Genomic DNA, 19,431 nt, shown 5'->3' on the forward strand with positions numbered 1-19,431 from the left:
AGTGACAGTCAGAATCAAGATTTGTGGAATTACCCGGCCCGAAGACGGGGTGGAAGCCGCCCGCCTGGGGACAGATGCCATCGGGCTGGTGTTTTATCCGAAAAGCCCGCGCAATGTCAGCATCGCGCAAGCGCAGGCGGTGATTGCCGCCTTGCCGCCCTTTGTCAGCGTGGTGGCGCTGTTCGTCAATCCCGAACGCGCCTGGGTGGAAGAGGTATTGAGCGCCTGCAGCATCGACATCCTGCAGTTTCATGGCGAAGAAAGCGCGGAATTCTGTCGCTCTTTCCATCGCCCCTATCTGAAGGCGGTACGGGTGAAGCCTGGCCTCGACCTGACTGCAGCGGCAGCACAGTACCCGGATGCACGCGGCCTGTTGACCGACGCCTTTGTCGAAGGCGCGCACGGTGGCACCGGTACCACGTTTGACTGGACCTTGCTGCCGGAAAACCTGCCCCTGCCGTTGATTTTGTCCGGCGGGCTGGACGACCAAAATATCAAACAAGCCGTGGCCGCAGTGCGGCCGGCGGCGGTGGATGTTTCCAGCGGTGTGGAAGCAGCCAAGGGAATCAAAGATGCTGCCAGGATGGCAGCGTTCATATCAGGAGCAAGGCATGGAGCGGTATGATCTTCCGGATGCAAAAGGCCATTTTGGCCCGTATGGTGGCGTCTACGTTGCCGAAACCTTGATGGCGGCGCTGGACGAACTCAAGAATGAATACGAGCGCGTCAAGGCCGATCCGACTTTCTGGGAAGAGTTTCGCCACGAGCTGAAACACTATGTGGGCCGCCCCAGCCCCATCTACCATGCCAAGCGCTGGTCGGAACAACTGGGTGGAGCGCAGATCTTCCTCAAGCGTGAAGATCTCAACCACACCGGCGCGCACAAAATCAGCAATGCCATTGGTCAGGCCCTGCTGGCCCGCCGCATGGGCAAGAAGCGTGTGATTGCCGAAACCGGTGCCGGTCAGCATGGCGTGGCCACCGCTACCGTGGCTGCGCGTTATGGCATGGAATGCTTTGTCTACATGGGTGCCGAGGACATCAAGCGCCAGTCGCCCAATGTATTCCGCATGAAGCTGCTGGGTGCCACCGTGGTACCGGTGGAGTCCGGCTCCAAAACCCTGAAAGACGCACTGAACGAAGCCATGCGCGACTGGGTAACCAATGTCGACAGCACCTTCTACATTCTGGGTACAGCGGCTGGTCCGCACCCGTATCCGATGATGGTGCGTGACTTCCTGTCGGTAATTGGCGAAGAGTCCAAGGAACAAATGCCCGAAGTGGCAGGCCGCCAGCCAGATGTGGTGGTGGCTTGCGTGGGTGGCGGTTCCAACGCCATCGGCATGTTCTACCCCTACATCAATGTGGACGGTGTGCGCATGGTCGGCGTGGAAGCCGGTGGTCACGGCATTGCCAGCGGCATGCATGCCGCGCCCTTGTCCGGTGGTGCCGGCGTCGGTGTGCTGCACGGTGCCAAGAGCTATCTGATGCAGGATGCCAACGGCCAGGTGGTGGAAACCCATTCGGTATCGGCTGGTCTGGATTACCCCGGTGTCGGCCCGGAGCACAGCTATCTGAAAGATATTGGCCGTGCCGAGTATGTTGCCATCGACGACAAGGAAGCGCTGGCGGCTTTCCATGACTGTTGTCATCTGGAAGGCATCATCCCGGCGCTGGAGTCCAGCCATGCACTGGCCTGGGCGGCCAAGGTTGCGCCCACCATGGGCAAGGACAAGGTGATTCTGGTGAATCTGTCCGGCCGTGGCGACAAAGACATCAATACCGTGGCCGGTCTTGCCGGCATCACGCTCTAACAGGCTAAGGAAGGCTTATGTCACGTATTGCTGCATGTTTTGCCGGTCTGCAAGGCAAGAAGGCGCTGATTCCCTTCATTACCGCCGGCGACCCGCATCCGTCCCGCACCGTCGAACTGATGCACGGCCTGGTGGATGGTGGTGCCGACATCATCGAACTGGGCGTGCCGTTTTCCGACCCGATGGCCGACGGCCCGGTGATTCAGCGCGCATCGGAACGCGCGCTGGTGCACAAGGTAGGCCTGCGCGATGTGCTGGCCATGGTGGCCGAATTCCGCAAAACCAACACTACGACACCAGTCGTACTGATGGGTTATCTCAACCCGGTATTTGTCATGGGCTATGCCGCCTTTGCCACGCAGGCGCGTGAAGCGGGTGTGGATGGCGTGCTGACGGTGGATTGCCCGCCGGAAGAAGCGGCCGATTTGTCGGCCGCGCTGATTGCGGCAGATCTGGACCCGGTGTTTCTGATTGCCCCCACCACGCCCGAGTCGCGGGTGCGTGAAATCGCTCGCCATGCCCGTGGTTATGTCTACTATGTGTCGCTCAAAGGCGTCACCGGTGCAGGAAATCTGGACATTGACGATGTAGCGCGTAAAATTGCCGCCCTTAGAGCACATATTCAGGTTCCCATCGGCGTCGGCTTCGGCATTCGCGATGCTGCCACAGCCAAGGCCATCTCCGTGACGGCTGATGCCGTGGTGGTGGGGAGCCGACTGGTGCAGGAAATCGAGGCGGCTACAGAACAAACCGCCAAAGAGCGGTTGACCGGTCTGGTAGCGGAGTTGAAAGCTGCCATTCTTTAAGGAACACGCAAACGGGGTGGCAACAGCCCGTTTTACTGACAACCCGGCCTGTCCGGCTGGGTTGTGTTGAGCAAGGAGTCAGCATGAGCTGGTTGAACAAGCTCCTGCCGCCGAAGATCAAGCGCGATTCTCGCGCTGACAAGCCTTCAGCGGTACCGGAGGGGCTGTGGAGCAAGTGCCCGGCATGTGAAGCCGTACTGTATTACACCGACCTGGAGAGCAATCTGCAGGTTTGCCCGAAATGTAATCATCACCATGCGCTGAATGCACGTCAGCGTCTGGATATGTTGCTGGATGACGAAGGCCGCCGCGAAATCGGTGCCGAAGTCAAACCGGTGGACATTCTCAAGTTCAAGGATGGCAAGCGCTATCCGGATCGCCTGGCTGCGGCGCAAAGCAGCACCGGCGAAGACGACGCGCTGGTGGTGATGCAGGGTAGCATCCATTCCATGCCAGCCGTGGTAGCGGCCTTTGAGTTCCGCTTTATTGGCGGTTCCATGGGCTCGGTGGTGGGTGAGCGTTTTGTGCGTGGCGTACAAGCCGCCATTGAAGCCAAGGCGCCGTTCATCTGCGTGGCGGCATCCGGTGGTGCGCGTATGCAGGAAGGCTTGAACTCGCTGATGCAGATGGCCAAGACCAGTGCCGCGCTGCAACTGCTGACCGATCATCAACTGCCTTTCATCTCGGTGCTGACCGACCCCACCATGGGTGGCGTCTCTGCCTCGTTTGCCTTCCTGGGCGACGTGGTGATTGGCGAGCCGGGCGCGCTGATCGGCTTTGCCGGCCCGCGCGTGATCGAGCAGACCGTGCGTGAAACCCTGCCGGAAGGCTTCCAGCGCTCGGAATTCCTGCTGGAAAAGGGTGCTATCGACATGATCGTTGATCGACGCGAACTCAAGCGCAAGATTGCCGAACTGGTCGCCATGCTGCAAAAGCAGCCTGCTGTCGCCTGAACGATCAGCGTCCAAGATCAAGCCGCTTCCTCTGGAAGCGGCTTTTTTCATGCCCGCCAGCTGTGCTAGGCTGCCGACACGCCTTGCCCTCACCACGATAGAAAGCCGCACCGTGCTCACCGCCTCCCAGTTGACCAGCTTGCAGGACATCTTGCCCGCCGAGCGTATTCACCTTGATGCCGACACTTGTAAGCGCTATGGCCAGGACTGGACGCGCTACACCACACCGCAGGCAGCTGCCATCGTTTTTCCGCTCAGTATCGACGAGGTGCAGGCCGTGGTGCGTTGGGCCAATGCGCAGCGGGTGGGCATTGTCCCCTCTGGTGGCCGTACCGGGCTGTCTGGTGGTGCAGTCGCCACACAAGGCGAGGTGGTGGTGTCGCTGGAGCGCATGAACCGCATTGACGGTTTTGACCCGCTGACGCGCACCGTGCGCTGTCAGGCCGGAGTGGTCACTGCTGCCTTGCAGCAGTTTGCCAATGAGCAGGGCCTGTATTACCCGGTGGACTTTGCTTCCAGTGGCTCCAGCCAGATCGGTGGCAATATCGCCACCAACGCCGGCGGTATTCGCGTGGTGCGTTATGGCATGACGCGCGACTGGATTGCCGGCCTCACGGTAGTGACCGGCAGCGGCGACGTGCTGGAGTGCAATCTGGGCCTGGCCAAGAACAATAGCGGCTACGACTTCCGCCACCTGTTCATCGGTTCGGAAGGCACGCTGGGACTGATTGTGGATGCCACAGTGCGGCTGACGGAGCTGCCGCCCGCCACAACGGTGATGCTGCTGGCCATACCGCGTTTGCCAGACATCATGGCGGTATTTCATGCCTTTCGCAGCGCACTCACCTTGCAGGCTTTCGAGTTCTTGTCCGACCTGGCTTTGACACATGTTCTGGCTGCGGAAAAAGTCGGCCCGCCGCTGGCCGAGCGGCAGCCCTTCTATGTGTTGCTGGAACTGGAAACGCCAGGGCCGAATGAGGCAGAGCAGGTGTTGCAGCAGTTTTCACACTGTATGGAACAGGGCTGGGTGACTGACGGGGTGATGGCTCAGTCGCAACAGCAGGCCAGGGCGCTATGGCGCTTGCGTGAAGGCATCAGTGCGGCCATCACGCCGCATACGCCGTACAAGAACGATATCTCGGTGCTCATCAGCCGTCTGCCGGATTTTGTGTCCCGGCTGCAAGCCTTGCTGGCAGAGGATTACCCGGATTTCGAGGTGCTGTGGTATGGCCATATCGGCGATGGCAATCTGCATATCAATGTGCTGAAACCCGCAGCTTGGGCATTGGAGGATTTCCGTCACGCTTGCGAGCAGGTGAATGAACAGGTATTTGCCCTGGTGGCGGAGTTTGCCGGAAGCATGTCAGCCGAGCATGGCGTGGGTTTGCTCAAGCGCGATTATCTGGCGGTGACACGCTCGGTCGAAGACATTGCGCTGATGCGCGGGGTGAAGGCCGTGTTTGATCCAAACGACATCATGAATCCGGGCAAAGTGCTGGCTTGATGGTTTTGCTTGTGGGCGTTGGTCATTGCATGGCAGTAGCGGGATATTCTCATGGTATTTTTATTCGAAATATCGCCCGTTTATTACTGATAAAAATTATATATAAATCAATAAAAACAATTGGTTGTGTATGTTTCTTGCGCTGGAAAATTGAGTGAATGCTACTCGTCAAGAAAGCCGGGCTCTTTTGCGCGATTTTGCCTTTTTTCTAGGCAGTGGCAGCAAGTAACTCACAGCAAAAGACTTTTTTTATTTGTTCAGTACTTATCCACAGAGTTATCCGCTGATTGCTGTGGATAATTGCAGCCCGCTGCAAGGGCGTGACCATGGCCGACTGGCCACAACCCTTGGCAGGCAACGGTTTCAGTCGGCCTGTGCGCTGCTCTCCAGCGCTTCCAGCTCTTCTTGCAACAGCATCCAGTCTTCTTCCACCTGTGCCAGCTCACTGCTCACCACGCCAAGGCGTTTGACGGCTTCGGCCAGCTTGCTCTTGTTGGCATCGCTGTAAGCGTCTTCACCGGACATGAAGGCATCCAGCTGGTTCTTCTCGCTGCTTAGCTGTTCCAGCTGCTTCTCCAGCTTGGTCAGCTTGCTTAACAGCGGCTTTTTCAACTGGGCCAGTTTCTGGCGGGCTTCAGCTTCCTGGCGCTTCTGCTCCTTGCGATTGACTGCCTGGGCATCGCCGCTGGACGGTTTGTTGCCTTCTGCCAATTGGGCCAGCCGCCACTGGCGGTAGTCTTCCAGATCGCCATCAAACGGCTTGACCGTGCCGTCGCTTACCAGCCAGAACAGATCGGTGGTGGATTCCAGCAGGCTGCGGTCGTGCGAAACCACAATCAGCGCGCCGGAGAAGTCCTGCAGCGCCAGCGTCAGCGCATGGCGCATTTCCAGATCCAGATGGTTGGTGGGTTCGTCCAGCAGCAAGAGATTGGGCTTTTGCCACACGATCATCGCCAGCGCCAGGCGGGCTTTTTCGCCACCGGACATCGGGCCGACCAGATCCGTCGCGCTGTCGCCACGGAAATTGAAACCACCGAGAAAGCTGCGTAGCTCCAGCTCGCGAGCGGTGGGGGCCAGTCGCTGCATGTGCTGCAAGGGCGATTCGTCCTCGCGCAGGGTTTCCAGCTGGTGCTGGGCGAAATAGCCAATCTTCAGCGTTTGCGCCTTGATCAGTTCTCCCGCCTGAGCCGGCAGGTCGCCAGCCAGCAGTTTCACCAGCGTGGATTTACCGGCACCGTTTACCCCCAGCAGGCCGATGCGGCTACCGGCTTCCACTGACAGCGACAGGCCGCGCAGGATAGTGCTGCTGCCATAGCCAATGTCCACCTTGTCCAGCCGCAGCAGCGGGTTGGGCAGGTTGTCCGGGCTGTCGAAGTGAAAATCAAACGGCGAGGCCACGTGGGCCGGGGCAATACGTTCCAGCTTTTCCAGTGCCTTGACCCGGCTTTGCGCCTGCTTGGCTTTGGTGGCCTTGGCCTTGAAGCGGGTGATGAAGGATTCCAGATGGGCGATCTGGCGTTGCTGCTTGTCAAACTCGCCTTGCTGGCGGGCCAGCTTTTCCGCGCGCATGGTTTCAAACTGGCTGTAATTGCCGGTGTACAGCGTCAGGGTCTGGTTGGCCACCTCTGCGATGTGGCTGCAAATGCTGTCGAGGAAATCACGGTCATGCGAAATAATCAGCAAGGTGCCCGGATAGCTTTGCAGCCAGTCTTCCAGCCAAAGCACGGTTTCCAGATCCAGGTGGTTGGTGGGCTCGTCCAGCAACAGCAGGTCGGAGCGGCACATCAGCGCCTGGGCCAGGTTCAGCCGCATGCGCCAGCCACCGGAGAAACTCTTGACCGGGTTGCGGTGCGCTTCCACGGCAAAGCCCAGGCCGGTCAGCAGCTTGGCCGCGCGGGCTGGGGCCGAATACGCCTCGATACGGGCCAGTTCGCCATGCAGATGACCAATGGCACTGCCATCGTCGCGCGCTTCGGCGGCGGCCAGTTCGGCTTCCAGCTGGCGCAATTCCTGATCGCCATCCAGCACATAGTCGATGGCGGCGGTGTCCAGCGCCGGGGTTTCCTGTGCCACGTGCGCCATCACCCACTGCTTGGGAATGTCGGCATCGCCGCCATCGGCATGTAGTTCTCCCTTGAGCAGGGCAAACAGGCTGGATTTGCCTACGCCATTGGCACCGACCAGGCCGGTTTTGTAACCGGGATTCAGGGTAAGGCTGGCGTTGACCAGCAATTCTTTCAGGCCGCGACGCAGGCTGAGGTTTTTCAGTTGGATCATGATCGGGTTGTCGAGCCGACGCAGCAGGCTGCGCCGACGGAAGATTAGGCTGCGGGGAGGGTGGACAGATCCCAGCGCGGTTTGATGGAGTAGCTGCCTGGTGTGGTGGCGTGTTGCAGGCGCATGGCACCGGCAAAGGCAATCATCGCGCCGTTGTCAGTACACAGTGCCAATGGCGGGTAGAACACCTCCAGCTTACGGCGGCTGGCGGCCTGATCCAGCGCGGCACGCAGCTGCTTGTTGGCGCCCACGCCGCCTGCTACCACCAGCTTTTTCATGCCGGTCTGCTTGAGGGCCTTGAGCGATTTGCTGACCAGTACGTCAACAATGGCCTCCTGAAAGGCGCGGCAGATGTCTTTGCGCGTCTGTTCATCGATCTGGCCGTGTTCGGCTTCCACCTGCTTGCTCAGTGTCAGCACGGCAGTCTTCAGGCCGGAGAAGCTCATGTCCAGGTTGTCGCTATGCAGCATCGGGCGTGGCAGGTTGAAGCGTGTCGGGTCGCCTTGCTCGGCCAGTTGGGACAGCAGTGGGCCACCGGGGTAGGGCAGGCCCAGCAGTTTTGCCGTCTTGTCGAAGGCCTCGCCAGCAGCGTCATCCAGGGTTTCGCCCAGCACTTCATACTGGCCGATGCCGCGCACGGCCATCAGCTGGGTGTGGCCGCCGGAAACCAGCAGGGCAATGAAGGGAAATTCCGGGCGTGGATCGGCCAGCAAGGGTGACAGTAGATGGCCTTCCAGGTGATGTACGCCAATCACCGGAATGTTCAGCCCAAAAGCCAGCGCATTGGCCACACTGGCCCCCACCAGCAGCGCGCCGCCAAGGCCAGGACCCTGGGTGAAGGCAATCGCATCCACATCGGCCAGGGTTTTGCCGGCATCGGCCAGACAGGCTTCGGTGAGTGGAATGACACGGCGGATATGGTCGCGGCTGGCCAATTCGGGTACTACGCCACCGTATTCGGCGTGCATGGCCATTTGTGTATGCAGTTGGTGGGCAACAAGGCCCGCCGTGAGGTCGTACAGTGCAACGCCGGTTTCGTCGCACGATGATTCGATTCCAAGTACCAGCATGATGGCTTTATAACAGGGCAATCTTTCCATTTTACCGGCTAATCTTTGTCTGCCCAAATCGAGAATGATAGTCTGTGGCGATCTGGCGCATCGGCGCGCAACAAAACAGGAAGGGACAGGCAGTGAAAGCAAGGCTGAAATGGGTGGATGGCGTGTGTTTCATGGGCGAGAGCGGCAGTGGTCATGCCGTGGTGATGGATGGTGCGCCGGAAGGCGGCGGCCGCAATCTGGGGCCGCGCCCGATGGAGCTGCTGCTGCTGGGCACGGCAGGTTGTACCAGCTATGACGTGATTTCCATCCTGAAAAAGTCGCGCCAGCACGTGACCGACTGCTGGGTGGAAATGGAAGCCGAACGCGCTGATACCGAACCCAAGGTGTTCACCAAGATTCATTTCCATTTTGTGGTAACCGGGCGTGATCTCAAGCCCGAGGTGGTGGAGCGTGCCATCAAGCTGTCGGCGGAAAAATACTGCTCGGCTTCCATCATGCTGGGCAAGACTGCCGATATCACGCACGATTTTGAGGTGCGTGGGAACTGAGACAGCGCCAGGGCACGTAGTGTGCCCTTTGTTCACGGTCAGACCAGGCCACCGATGCCATCCGGTGTCGGCGGCCTTGTTTTTGCCGGTGGCGGCAGCCGGTAGCGCTCAGCGGCAAAACTTGCCGCTCTGTACGTTCAGGCCTGGTGATGGGTGCCGCTTTGCGTGTGTGCCAGTCAATAAAATCAGGCATCTACGGATTTTTCTATGGCTGGCATGATTCCTGCTAAAGATCGGGACGCATTCAGGGAGAAACGGTCATGTTGGACAAGATTGGCAAGGAATTTGATTTTCAGCAGCGGGCGCTCAATTTGCGCGCTTACCGCCAGGAAGTCATTGCCAGCAATATCGCCAACGCCGACACCCCCAATTACAAGGCTGTGGATTTTGATTTCAAGCAGGCATTGCAGTCGGCACAGGGTGGTCAGAGCAAGCTGGCGATGAATGTAACCGATGCCCGTCATTTGCCGGGCGATGCTGCTGGCGCTGCCGGCAAACCCTCGGTGCAGTATCGCAATGCCGTGCAGCAAAGCCTGGACGGTAACACGGTGGATATGGATGTGGAGCGTGCGGCCTTTGCCGATAACGCGCTGCAGTATCAGTCCACACTGACCTTTCTGAGCAAACGCATTTCCAGCTTGAACAGCGCCATCACCGGAGGTCAGTAAGCATGTCGCTAGCCAATATCTTCGCCATTTCCGGTTCTGCGCTGACGGCACAATCCATGCGGCTTAACGTGGTGGCCAGCAATATCGCCAACGCGGAAAGTGCCACCAGCTCCACCGGTCAGCCCTATAAGGGTCGCCATGTGGTGTTTACCGCATTGCCGGTGAATGCATCGCAGCCGCAGGTGGCTGGCGTGCGCGTGACTTCCATCGTGGAAGACCAGACGCCACCGCGCCTGAAGTATGACCCCAGTAATCCTCTGGCGGACGAGAAGGGCTATGTCAACATGCCCAATGTCAATCCGGTCGAGGAAATGTCCGACATGATTTCCGCTTCGCGCTCGTATCAGACCAACGTGGAAATGATGAATACCGCCAAGAGCCTGCTGCAGAAGACCCTGCAGCTAGGCCAGTGATGAAAGGCCAGTGCCATGACCAGCTCGGTTAATTCCTCGTCGTCCAATCCGTATGCAATATTGAATGGCAATTCCAGCGGTACCGGCTCGACCAATGCCAACACCGACACCAGTGCGCAGGGCATTCAAGACCGCTTCCTGAAGCTGCTGGTAACCCAGCTGCAGGCACAGGACCCCATGAATCCGATGGACAACAGCCAGATCACCAGCCAGATGGCGCAGATCAGCCAGGTGTCCGGCATGCAGACCCTGAATACTGCCATGCAGAGCCTGGTGCAGTCGCAGGCAGCCAATCAGTCGCTGATGGCGGCTTCCATGATTGGCAAGCAGGCGCTGGTGCCGGGCAATGCGCTCAATATGACCAGCGGCAGCTCGGTACAGGGTGCGGTAAGCCTTAGCGGCGCAGCCACCGACTACACCGTCAGTATTGCCGACGCCAATGGCAACGTGGTGGACACCCTCACGGTAAAGAGCCCCAGCAGCGGCCTGAACTCTTTCAACTGGGATGGCACGGATGCCGATGGCAAGTCGTTGCCCAGTGGTAAGTACACCTTCAGCGCCAAGGCCACCAGCGCCAGTACCACGGCAGTTACCGCCACACCTTACGCCAACCAGGCGGTGACGGCAGTCAGCTGGGCCAGTGGTTCGCCGCAGCTGATCATGAAGGACGGTACCAGCGTCGGCTTGGCCAATGTGGCGCAGTTGTCTTAAATCCAGGTCATTAGTGCAATCAGGTTTCGGGGAGTAGCAACATGGGTTTTCAACAAGGTCTGAGTGGTCTGAATTCGGCATCCTCGCAGCTGGATACCATTGGCAATAACGTGTCCAATGCCAGCACAGTGGGTTTCAAGAGTTCGCGCACCGAGTTCAGCGATCTGTTCTCCACCAGCTTTTACGGTGTGGCCAATACCAGTGCCGGTATCGGCTCGCAAGTGAATGCGGTGACCCAGTCTTTCAGTGCCGGCAACATCACGCCCACTGGCCGCAGCCTGGACCTGGCCATCAACAACAACGGCTTTTTCATCATGCGGCAGAACCCCACCTCCACCACTGGTTCGCTGGCTTACACTCGTAACGGCCAGTTCCAGGTGGACAAGGATGGTTACATCGTCAATGGCAATGACCGCCTGCAAGGCTGGATGGCCAATAACGGCGTGGTAACCCAAGGCCCGGTTACCGACCTGAAACTGCAAACCAACCTGATTTCGCCGGCAGCCACCACCAAGGTCACCATGGGGGTTAACGTCGATTCACGTCTGGCCACGCCTACTGTCACCCCGCTGAATCCGACCAATACCAATACCTTTAACTGGTCCAATGCAGCGCAGGTGTACGACAGCCTGGGCAATCAGCACAATCTGACCCTGTATTACGTCAAGGGAACGGCAACAACCACCGGCACGCCGTGGACAGTAACGGCCTATGTGGATGGTAATCCGGCTACCACGCCCAATACCTACACCATGAATTACGATACGTCCGGTAATTTGACCAACACCACGCCGTTCAGTGTCACTTTCAGCCCCACTCCGGTAAACGGTTCTTCCTCGCCGGTTACCCTGAGCATTGATTACACGGGCTCCACCCAGGTGGCCCAGGCTTCCGGTACCCCAACCGAAACGGTTGATGGCTATGCGCCAGGTACTTTGAGCAGCATGAATATCGACACCCACGGCAACATCATGGCCAGCTTTTCCAATGGCCAGAACAAAATCATCGGGCAGGTGGCCCTGGCCACCTTCACCAACTCGCAAGGCTTGCAGAATGAAGGCGGCAACCGCTGGCAGCAGACGCTGGCATCCGGTGTGCCGGCCTACAATGCGCCGGGCTCGGGCAATTCCGGTACCGTGCAGTCACAGGCACTGGAGGATTCCAACGTCGACCTGACGGCTGAGTTGGTCAACATGATTACGGCACAGCGCTTCTATCAGGCCAATGCCCAGACCATCAAGACCGAAGACACCTTGATGCAGACCATCATCAATCTGTAATTGATCACAGCCATAACAGTCTGAAGAAGCGGGGAAACAATGGATAAGATGCTGTACCTGGCCATGACCGGCGCCAAGCATATCGATTTGCAGCAAGCCACCACGGCCAATAATCTGTCCAATGCCAATACCAATGCCTTCAAGGCTGATCTGGCCTCTTTTCGCGCCTTGCCGGTAGTCGGGCCGGGTGCCCCAACCCGTACCTATGTGGTCGACAATACCATCGGCCATGACATGAGCCAGGGTAGCCTGATGCACACCGGCAGCCCTAGCGACTTTGCCCTGGGTTCGCCCGGTTTCTTTGCCGTGCAGGCATCGGATGGTAGCGAAGCCTATACCCGCGATGGCGGCTATGTGCTGGATGCCAATGGCATGATGCGTACGCGCAGTGGCCTACCCATCACCGGTGATGGCGGCCCCATTACCATTCCTACCGGCTACCAGGTGCAACTGGGTCAGGATGGCTCGGTGGTGGGTGTACCGCAAAACGGCAAGGACCGCACACCGCAGCTCTTGGGGCAGATCAAGCTGGTCAATCCGGGTAACAAGGAAGTCTACAAAGGCCCGGACGGCTTGTTTCGCATGAATAATGGCGACACGGCTACCGCCGATACCAATGTCAAGCTGGTGCCGGAAACGCTGGAAGCCAGCAATGTCAATGCGGTGGAAAGCCTGGTGCAGATGATTTCCCATGGTCGTCAGTACGACATGAACATCAAACTGATGACCAATGCTGACCAGAACGACCAGAAAGCCACCCAGTTGCTGGCCATGGGCTGATCTGCATTACGCCAAACCGAATACCAACAAGAATACTGAGGAAACACCGCCATGATGCGTGCGCTTTATGTTGCCAAAACCGGGATGGACTCCAGCCAGTTCAATCTGGATGTGATCTCCAACAACCTGGCCAACGTCAATACCGTCGGTTTCAAGCGCGGGCGTGCTGTGTTCGAAGACCTCTACTACCAGACCCTGCGCCAGCCTGGCGCCCAACTGGCTGATGGCAGCACCACCCCGACCGGCCTGCAAGTGGGCACCGGTGCCACCGCTGTGGCAACCGCCAAGAACTTCACCCAGGGCAATATGACGCAAAGCAGCCAGCCGCTGGATTGGGCCATTACCGGTGATGGCTTCTTCCGCATCCAGCGTCCGGATGGCACCACCGCCTATACCCGCGATGGTGAGTTCAAACGAAATTCCAGCGGTGATATCGTCACCTCTGATGGCTATCAGTTGAATCCCAATATCAATATCCCTGGCACTGCAACCCAGATCACCGTGTCCAATGCCGGCGTGGTGCAGTACTTCCTGCCCAATAATCCGGCACCGCAAACGGCAGGTACCATCCAGCTCACCACCTTCATCAACCCGCAAGGTCTGGAGAGTGTGGGTAACAACCTTTATCTGCAAAGCGCATCCTCTGGCGATCCGCAAGATGGTGACCCGGGCACCGACAGCCGTGGCGTGGTGATGCAAGGTTTTCTGGAAGGCTCTAACGTGAATGTGACCGAAGAACTGGTCAACATGATTACCGCACAGCGGTCTTTTGAAATGAATTCCAAGGCCATTACCACCGCCGACCAGATGCTGCAAAAACTGACGCAGATGTAAGGCAGATAATGCCCGGCAACCGTGTCGGCAATGCCCTGTCGGCATTGTCCCGCAGTTTTGCCGGGAGCAATTAAGGGCTAGAATCGCGTTTCAAACCGGTACGCGAGCTAGGAGGAGGGGCAAGATGAACATGCTGAAATGGATAATGCTGGGCCTGGTGGCCGTGCTGGCCGGCTGTGCAGCGCAAGAGCCCCCTCTGGTTACCCTGCCGATGACGGCAAGGCCGCAGCCGCAGGCCACCACCTTGCCTGCCAATGGTTCCATTTTCCAGTCCGGCAGTTATCGTGCCATGTTCGAGGACAAGATGCCCTCGCTGGTGGGCGATACGCTCACCATCAACATCCAGGAAAAGTCCTCGACCTCGCAATCGGAACAGACCACGGCCACACGCTCTTCTGCGCTGACCGACAGCATTTCCAGCGGCATGCAGCTGCCATTCATTCCCGGCAGCCTTACCAAGGGCCTGGGCGCATCTTTCAATGGCAGTGGTTCGGCTAATAATACCGGCAAGGGCACCAATCAGGTGGCCACCACCTTTGTCAGCTCTATTACCGTGACGGTGATTGAAGTGCTGTCCAATGGCAATCTCATCATCAGCGGAGAAAAAGTTGTCCGCATCAATGGTGATACTGAGTCCATTCGCCTGTCCGGTGTGGTGAACCCGCGAGATATTGCGGCTGATCGTTCGGTGTCCTCGCTCAAGGTGGCTGACGCCCGTATCGAACAGGAAACCAAGGGCAATAACCGCCTGTACAACGAACCGGGCTGGCTGGCCAAGTTCTTCCTCAGCATCATTCCCATCTGACAGCCCGGACTGGATTACATCATGAAAAAATTCCTGCTTGCACTGACTTGCCTGATGTTGGGGGCGCAGGTGCTGGCGGCCGAGCGGCTGAAAGACATTACCAATATCGCCGGTGTGCGTTCCAACCAATTGCTGGGTTACGGCCTGGTGGTGGGGTTGGATGGCAGTGGTGACAAGGTGACATCCTCGCCGTTTACCGGCCAGTCCCTGTCCAATATGCTGACCCAGCTGGGGGTGCAGATTCCGCCGGGCACCAAGGTTGACCCTAAAAACGTGGCTGCGGTCAGCCTGACCGCCACCTTGCCGCCGTTTGCGCGCAAAGGCCAGGCGCTGGATGTGACGGTATCGTCGATAGGCGATGCCAAGAGTCTGCGTGGAGGCACCTTGCTGCTGTCGCCGCTAAAAGGTGCGGATGGGCAGATTTACGGCATGGCCCAGGGTAATGTATTGGTTGGTGGTGCCGGTGCGGCAGCTGGCGGCAGCAAGGCGCAGATCAACCAATTAAGTGTGGGACGTATTGCCGGTGGTGCCACGGTGGAGCGCGAAGTTCCCACTGCGCTGGGTAGCGGCGAGTTCATCAATCTGGAATTACAGGAAGCCAACTTCACCATGGCCAATCGCGTGGTGCAGGCCATCAACAAGGCTTTTGGCAATGGCACTGCGCGTGCAGTGGATGGTGGTATGGTGGAAGTGCGTGCGCCTTTTGACTCCAATCAGCGGGTGCAATTTTTGTCGCGAATGGAAAATCTTGCCGTTGACCCGGCAGAAGTTTCCCCTCTGGTTATCATCAATGCCAGAACCGGCTCCATCGTGATGAACCAGGCTGTACAGCTGGAACCCTGCGCCATTGCCCATGGCAACCTTACCGTTACCATCAGCAACAACCCGCAGGTCAGCCAGCCGCCAGCCTTGTCCGGCGGCCAGACCGTGGCCACCAATCAGGCCAATGTCAGTGTCACCAGCGATGGCGGTAAGGTGCTGAAAGTGGCTAAGAGCGCCAATCTCAACCAGGTTGTCTCTGCACTCAATGCGCTGGGGGCAACCCCGCAGGATCTGATTTCCATCCTGCAGGCAATGAAGGCAGCCGGTTCGCTGAGAGCGGATTTGCAGATTATCTGACCGCTAGTGTTGATTGTTGAAAAGGCCCCGCTAGCGGGGCCTTTTTGTATTGGCCCGCTTTTTGCTACGTAGCGGGGCAAGGAGCGATAAATGACGACGCAGTTTTCCAATACCTATTCGGCAGCCGATGCCATGAACCAGCAACTGGCGGTAGATCCTACCCAGATGTCCAGTCTGCGTTCGCGCATGGCCAAGGACCCGCAAGGGGCTGCCAAGGAAGCTGCGTCACAGTTTGAAGCCCTGCTGATGGGAACCATGCTCAAAACCATGCGCCAGACCAAGTTTGACGACGAGCAGGATTCAGACATGGATACCTACCGTGGCATGCTGGACCAGCAGATGGTGCAGTCGCTCAGCCGCGCTGGTGGCATGGGTATTGCCAATCTGGTGTACAAGCAGATTGCCAAGCAAGCCGGTTTTGATCCGGGGTCGGATGCGTCGGCATTACGTCCGGCTGCATCCGGCCCGGTATTGCCCGCCCGTTTCAGCCAGTCCAGTGGCCTGAAGGCCTATCAGGCGGCACAGAACGAAGCGGTAACCGCCAGCAGTGCCACGAGTACGCCGACCAGCAGCACCAGCAGCAGCGATGGCAAGGGCTTTGTGCAGGGCATGTTGCCACATGCGCGTACGGCGGCTGCCCAGTTGGGCGTGGCACCGGAGTTTGTAGTGGCACATGCCGCGCTGGAAAGTGGCTGGGGCAAGCGTGCCATTCGCAATGCCGATGGTAGTAATTCGCACAATTTGTTTGGTATCAAGGCGAGCAAGGATTGGCAAGGCAAGTCCACCAGCATCACCACGACCGAATACGTCAACGGTGTGCCACAGAAGAAGGTGGATACTTTCCGCTCTTACGACTCCTACGCTGATGCCTTCAGTGACTATGCGCGCATGCTGAAAGACTCGCCGCGTTATCAGGCAGCACTCAACCAGGGACGCAATGTCGCCGGGTTTGCCCAAGGGCTGCAAAACGGTGGCTATGCCACTGATCCGCGCTATGCCCGCAAACTGGTGGACGTGGCCGCTTCGCTGGCACAGCAAGCGGTCCGGTCTTGATTAAAGTTTCAGCAGTGGCGGTCGATAAGACAGCAGAGAGGTGATGATGGGCTCGAATATTTTTTCCATTGGCGTTAGCGGCCTGAATGCAGCGCAAACCGCGCTGTCTGTTGTCGGCCAGAACATTGCCAATGGCAACACTCCCGGCTACAACCGCCAGATACTGAGTCAGGCGGCGCGTATGCCGCAGCAAGAAGGCTTTGGCTATCTGGGGCAGGGTGTGGACATCACCGGCGTCAGCCGTATCTACGACAGCTACCTCGATTCCCAGGTGCTGGCTGCGCAGTCCGGCAGCAATTATTATTCCAGCCAACTGTCGCAGCTTAACCAGATCAACAACCTGCTGTCCGATCCGACTGTTGGCCTGAGCAACTCTTTCCAGAGTTTCTATAGCGGTTTGCAGACGCTGTCGCAGGACCCGTCGTCCATTCCAAGCCGACAGACCGTGGTCAATATGTCGCAGGCGTTGGTGTCCAATTTCACTGCCATCGGCAACAATCTGACACAGATGCAGGCCGGGGTTAATTCGCAAATTACCGGCACGGTAAACAGCATTAATGCGCTGGCGCAGAATATTGCAGATCTGAATGGCCAGATTGCCGCTGCTGCCGCTGGCAACACCCAGCAACAGCCGAACGACTTGATGGACCAGCGCGATCAGGCCATGGAGCAGTTGAACAAGCTGGTAACCGCCAAGGCAGTTCCACAGTCGGACGGAACGTACAGCGTATTTATCGGTAATGGTCAGGCACTGGTGATGGGTAATCAGTCTGCCAAGCTGGGCACCCAGAATGATCCGGCCAGCCCGCAGAATGTGCAGGTGACCTATCCCAACGCAAATGGCAGCAATACGGTTGTACCCAGCACAGCCTTGTCTGGCGGCCAACTGGCTGGTTATCTGTCTTTCCGCGACGGAGCCTTGCTGACAACCCAGCAGAAGCTGGGGACGCTGGCCATCGACTTCACCACGGCGATGAACTACCAGAACCAGCTAGGTCGGGACTTGTCGGGCAATCAGGGCGGGCTGATCTTTGCTGATATGAGCAGCTACGCTTCTCATCCGCAGGATGCTATCGCCAATATGCAGCAGCTGTTGGCTGATCCGTCCAAGCTGGCGGCGTCGTCCTCCCTGCAGCTGGGGGCCGGCGGCATTACCCCTGCGGGCTCTGGCGTTACCCTGTCCGGTGTGTGGGCCAGCATGCCTGGCACCTATGGCTGGGCCAATACTTCGACACCGCCTTCGGTATCGACGCATCCGGTAACCGGCCTTACCGGCATGACCATCAATGCCACCAGCGCTACCAGTATTACGGCAACACTGACTGGTGGTCCGGATAATGGTCAGACATTCAATGTTGTGCCGGATCCTACGGTCTCCAATGGCTACAAGCTGGTGGACAGTGCCACGCCTGCCAATGACCTGGGGATCAAGTTCCAGTTGTCCGGCCAGATGAAGGCCGGCATGGCCATCAGTGTTTCTCCCGTACCTACCGGTACTGCCGTGATCGGCAACGGTAACAATCTGGGTGAGATGATTGGCATGCAGACGCGCAAAATCGTGGATGAAAACAAAAACGGCACCAATAGCGGCCTGCAGTCTTTCCAGACTTACTATTCCACCACGGTCAGCTATGTGGGTAATGCTACCAATACGGTAAAGCTGGCGGCATCGTCGCAAACCACCCTGTTACAGCAGGCTACCACCTCGCGCTCCAACGTCAGCGGGGTGAATATGGATCAGGAGGCCGCCGACCTGATCAAGTACCAACAGGCATACCAGGCGTCTGGCAAGGTTCTCCAGATTGCACAGACACTATTCCAGCAAATCCTGCAAATGGGTGGCTGAGGCGAGGGTTGAATCATGAGAATCAGTACCGCAACTTCCTACTTGACCGGCACCTATGACATGCAGTCGCTGCAGTCGCAGTTGCAATCGCTGCAGTCGCAGCTTGATACCCAGAAGCGGGTGGTAACCCCTGCGGATGATCCGGTGGCGGCTGCACGTATCCTGCAGCTGAACCAGTCCGACGGCATGAATTCGCAGTACATCACCAATACCAAGGCGGTGGAGTCCAATTTGTCGCTGGCGGAATCGCAGTTGACCAATGCCTCCAACTTGCTGACCAGCTTGAAAGCATCAGCGATTCAGGCGGGTAACACGGTATTGTCGTCCGATCAGTTGCTGATGATTCAGAAGCAGGTGCAGGAAGGTATTTCCGAAATGACCGGTTATGCCAATGCCACCGATGGCAAGGGCAATTATCTGTTCAGTGGCAACAAGGTGGATACGCCCCCTTTTGTGCTGGATGCAACGTATGCCGCAACCTATCAGGGTGACACCGGCCAGCGTAATGTGCCGATCAGTGCCTCGCGCAGTATGCAGATTTCCGATGCCGGCAGTAATGTCTTTGGCAATGCAGGCAGTCCAACTGCGATATTTGATACGCTCAAATCGTTTAATGATCTGCTGGCACAGAACCCCAAGCCCGCCACCTATAGCACGGACATGGGCAATATTGTTTCTGCGCTGGATACCGCCCAGAAAAACCTGTCAACCAATATTGCGTCTATTGGTGCGCGCCGGCAGGAAAACCAGAATGTGCAGGATATGGGTACGCAGCTGGGCTTGCAGTACAAGAGCGGTATCAGCGACCTGCAGGATCTGGACATGCCCAGTGCCATCACCAGCTTCACCCAGACCCAGACCTCACTGAAATACAGCCAGTTGGTGTACAACAAGGTTACCAACCTGTCGTTGTTCAATTACATGTCCTGATTTGTGCAGGTGTTGGGTGCAATACAAAA

General features: G+C 58.0%; 19 protein-coding genes. 17 read left to right on the top strand and 2 right to left on the bottom strand.

The window, feature by feature from the left end; all coding sequences use genetic code 11:
• Position 1: 1 nt before the first annotated feature.
• The 5 genes from ACODR9_RS10780 (at position 2) to ACODR9_RS10800 (ending at position 5,077) form a co-directional block, all read left to right on the top strand.
• Complete coding sequence (locus ACODR9_RS10780; protein ID WP_488809255.1) at positions 2–625, top strand: phosphoribosylanthranilate isomerase; 624 nt, start codon at positions 2–4, stop codon at positions 623–625.
• Positions 612–1,814, top strand: coding sequence for a tryptophan synthase subunit beta (trpB, locus tag ACODR9_RS10785; RefSeq protein ID WP_488809256.1), 1,203 nt, complete (start codon positions 612–614; stop codon positions 1,812–1,814). Before ACODR9_RS10780 ends, trpB begins: the two co-directional genes overlap by 14 nt.
• A 17-nt stretch (positions 1,815–1,831) precedes the next feature.
• Entirely contained in the window at positions 1,832–2,620 is a 789-nt protein-coding gene (gene trpA, locus ACODR9_RS10790) for a tryptophan synthase subunit alpha (RefSeq protein WP_488809257.1), read from the top strand.
• 83 nt (positions 2,621–2,703) lie between these two features.
• Positions 2,704–3,573 (top strand): acetyl-CoA carboxylase, carboxyltransferase subunit beta, encoded by an 870-nt coding sequence (gene accD / locus ACODR9_RS10795; protein ID WP_488809259.1) that lies wholly within the window; start codon positions 2,704–2,706, stop codon positions 3,571–3,573.
• 49 nt (positions 3,574–3,622) lie between these two features.
• Entirely contained in the window at positions 3,623–5,077 is a 1,455-nt protein-coding gene (locus tag ACODR9_RS10800) for an FAD-binding oxidoreductase (RefSeq protein ID WP_488809261.1), read from the top strand.
• A 363-nt stretch (positions 5,078–5,440) separates the two neighbouring features.
• Here the strand turns inward: ACODR9_RS10800 and ACODR9_RS10805 are convergent, their stop codons facing one another.
• Both ACODR9_RS10805 and tsaD read right to left on the bottom strand, forming a co-directional pair.
• Positions 5,441–7,354, bottom strand: a complete 1,914-nt coding sequence (locus tag ACODR9_RS10805) for an ATP-binding cassette domain-containing protein (RefSeq protein WP_488809262.1) — start codon at positions 7,352–7,354, stop codon at positions 5,441–5,443.
• 44 nt (positions 7,355–7,398) lie between these two features.
• Entirely contained in the window at positions 7,399–8,424 is a 1,026-nt protein-coding gene (gene tsaD / locus ACODR9_RS10810; RefSeq protein ID WP_488809263.1) for a tRNA (adenosine(37)-N6)-threonylcarbamoyltransferase complex transferase subunit TsaD, read from the bottom strand.
• A gap of 122 nt (positions 8,425–8,546) precedes the next feature.
• On the opposite strand from tsaD, the gene ACODR9_RS10815 reads away from it, so the two are divergent.
• From ACODR9_RS10815 to flgL, 12 genes are all read left to right on the top strand, one after another.
• The gene (locus ACODR9_RS10815; protein ID WP_488809264.1) at positions 8,547–8,963 is read left to right on the top strand and encodes an OsmC family protein; all 417 of its coding nucleotides are present in this window, start codon (positions 8,547–8,549) and stop codon (positions 8,961–8,963) included.
• Between the two features lie 260 nt (positions 8,964–9,223).
• Positions 9,224–9,631, top strand: coding sequence for a flagellar basal body rod protein FlgB (gene flgB, locus ACODR9_RS10820; protein ID WP_159875643.1), 408 nt, complete (start codon positions 9,224–9,226; stop codon positions 9,629–9,631).
• A 2-nt stretch (positions 9,632–9,633) separates the two neighbouring features.
• Entirely contained in the window at positions 9,634–10,044 is a 411-nt protein-coding gene (flgC, locus tag ACODR9_RS10825) for a flagellar basal body rod protein FlgC (RefSeq protein WP_159875644.1), read from the top strand.
• A 15-nt stretch (positions 10,045–10,059) separates the two neighbouring features.
• On the top strand, positions 10,060–10,755 hold the full coding sequence (locus tag ACODR9_RS10830) for a flagellar hook assembly protein FlgD (RefSeq protein ID WP_488809265.1): 696 nt from the start codon (positions 10,060–10,062) through the stop codon (positions 10,753–10,755).
• Positions 10,756–10,796: 41 nt separating this feature from the next.
• Entirely contained in the window at positions 10,797–12,035 is a 1,239-nt protein-coding gene (gene flgE / locus ACODR9_RS10835) for a flagellar hook protein FlgE (RefSeq protein WP_488809266.1), read from the top strand.
• Between the two features lie 39 nt (positions 12,036–12,074).
• Positions 12,075–12,815: a flagellar basal body rod protein FlgF gene (locus tag ACODR9_RS10840; RefSeq protein WP_488809267.1), complete on the top strand. Its 741-nt coding sequence runs from the start codon at positions 12,075–12,077 to the stop codon at positions 12,813–12,815.
• A 51-nt stretch (positions 12,816–12,866) separates the two neighbouring features.
• Entirely contained in the window at positions 12,867–13,649 is a 783-nt protein-coding gene (flgG, locus tag ACODR9_RS10845) for a flagellar basal-body rod protein FlgG (RefSeq protein ID WP_488809268.1), read from the top strand.
• Positions 13,650–13,773: 124 nt separating this feature from the next.
• Complete coding sequence (locus tag ACODR9_RS10850) at positions 13,774–14,454, top strand: flagellar basal body L-ring protein FlgH (RefSeq protein ID WP_488809269.1); 681 nt, start codon at positions 13,774–13,776, stop codon at positions 14,452–14,454.
• A 21-nt stretch (positions 14,455–14,475) separates the two neighbouring features.
• Positions 14,476–15,573: a flagellar basal body P-ring protein FlgI gene (locus ACODR9_RS10855; protein WP_488809270.1), complete on the top strand. Its 1,098-nt coding sequence runs from the start codon at positions 14,476–14,478 to the stop codon at positions 15,571–15,573.
• Positions 15,574–15,663: 90 nt separating this feature from the next.
• Positions 15,664–16,626, top strand: coding sequence for a flagellar assembly peptidoglycan hydrolase FlgJ (flgJ, locus tag ACODR9_RS10860; RefSeq protein ID WP_488809272.1), 963 nt, complete (start codon positions 15,664–15,666; stop codon positions 16,624–16,626).
• 43 nt (positions 16,627–16,669) lie between these two features.
• Complete coding sequence (flgK, locus tag ACODR9_RS10865; RefSeq protein WP_488809273.1) at positions 16,670–18,472, top strand: flagellar hook-associated protein FlgK; 1,803 nt, start codon at positions 16,670–16,672, stop codon at positions 18,470–18,472.
• Between the two features lie 15 nt (positions 18,473–18,487).
• Positions 18,488–19,402, top strand: a complete 915-nt coding sequence (flgL, locus tag ACODR9_RS10870; RefSeq protein ID WP_488809275.1) for a flagellar hook-associated protein FlgL — start codon at positions 18,488–18,490, stop codon at positions 19,400–19,402.
• Positions 19,403–19,431: the final 29 nt, after the last annotated feature.

The organism is Aquitalea sp. FG25 (assembly GCF_057809375.1).

Coding starts and splice junctions, on each gene's coding strand:
- trpB (WP_488809256.1), top strand. CDS start 612: ATGGAGCGGTATGATCTTCCGGATGCAAAAGGCCATTTTGGCCCGTAT.
- trpA (WP_488809257.1), top strand. CDS start 1,832: ATGTCACGTATTGCTGCATGTTTTGCCGGTCTGCAAGGCAAGAAGGCG.
- accD (WP_488809259.1), top strand. CDS start 2,704: ATGAGCTGGTTGAACAAGCTCCTGCCGCCGAAGATCAAGCGCGATTCT.
- ACODR9_RS10800 (WP_488809261.1), top strand. CDS start 3,623: ATGCCCGCCAGCTGTGCTAGGCTGCCGACACGCCTTGCCCTCACCACG.
- ACODR9_RS10805 (WP_488809262.1), bottom strand. CDS start 7,354: ATGATCCAACTGAAAAACCTCAGCCTGCGTCGCGGCCTGAAAGAATTG.
- tsaD (WP_488809263.1), bottom strand. CDS start 8,424: ATGCTGGTACTTGGAATCGAATCATCGTGCGACGAAACCGGCGTTGCA.
- flgB (WP_159875643.1), top strand. CDS start 9,224: ATGTTGGACAAGATTGGCAAGGAATTTGATTTTCAGCAGCGGGCGCTC.
- flgC (WP_159875644.1), top strand. CDS start 9,634: ATGTCGCTAGCCAATATCTTCGCCATTTCCGGTTCTGCGCTGACGGCA.
- ACODR9_RS10830 (WP_488809265.1), top strand. CDS start 10,060: ATGACCAGCTCGGTTAATTCCTCGTCGTCCAATCCGTATGCAATATTG.
- flgE (WP_488809266.1), top strand. CDS start 10,797: ATGGGTTTTCAACAAGGTCTGAGTGGTCTGAATTCGGCATCCTCGCAG.
- ACODR9_RS10840 (WP_488809267.1), top strand. CDS start 12,075: ATGGATAAGATGCTGTACCTGGCCATGACCGGCGCCAAGCATATCGAT.
- flgG (WP_488809268.1), top strand. CDS start 12,867: ATGATGCGTGCGCTTTATGTTGCCAAAACCGGGATGGACTCCAGCCAG.
- ACODR9_RS10850 (WP_488809269.1), top strand. CDS start 13,774: ATGAACATGCTGAAATGGATAATGCTGGGCCTGGTGGCCGTGCTGGCC.
- ACODR9_RS10855 (WP_488809270.1), top strand. CDS start 14,476: ATGAAAAAATTCCTGCTTGCACTGACTTGCCTGATGTTGGGGGCGCAG.
- flgJ (WP_488809272.1), top strand. CDS start 15,664: ATGACGACGCAGTTTTCCAATACCTATTCGGCAGCCGATGCCATGAAC.
- flgK (WP_488809273.1), top strand. CDS start 16,670: ATGATGGGCTCGAATATTTTTTCCATTGGCGTTAGCGGCCTGAATGCA.
- flgL (WP_488809275.1), top strand. CDS start 18,488: ATGAGAATCAGTACCGCAACTTCCTACTTGACCGGCACCTATGACATG.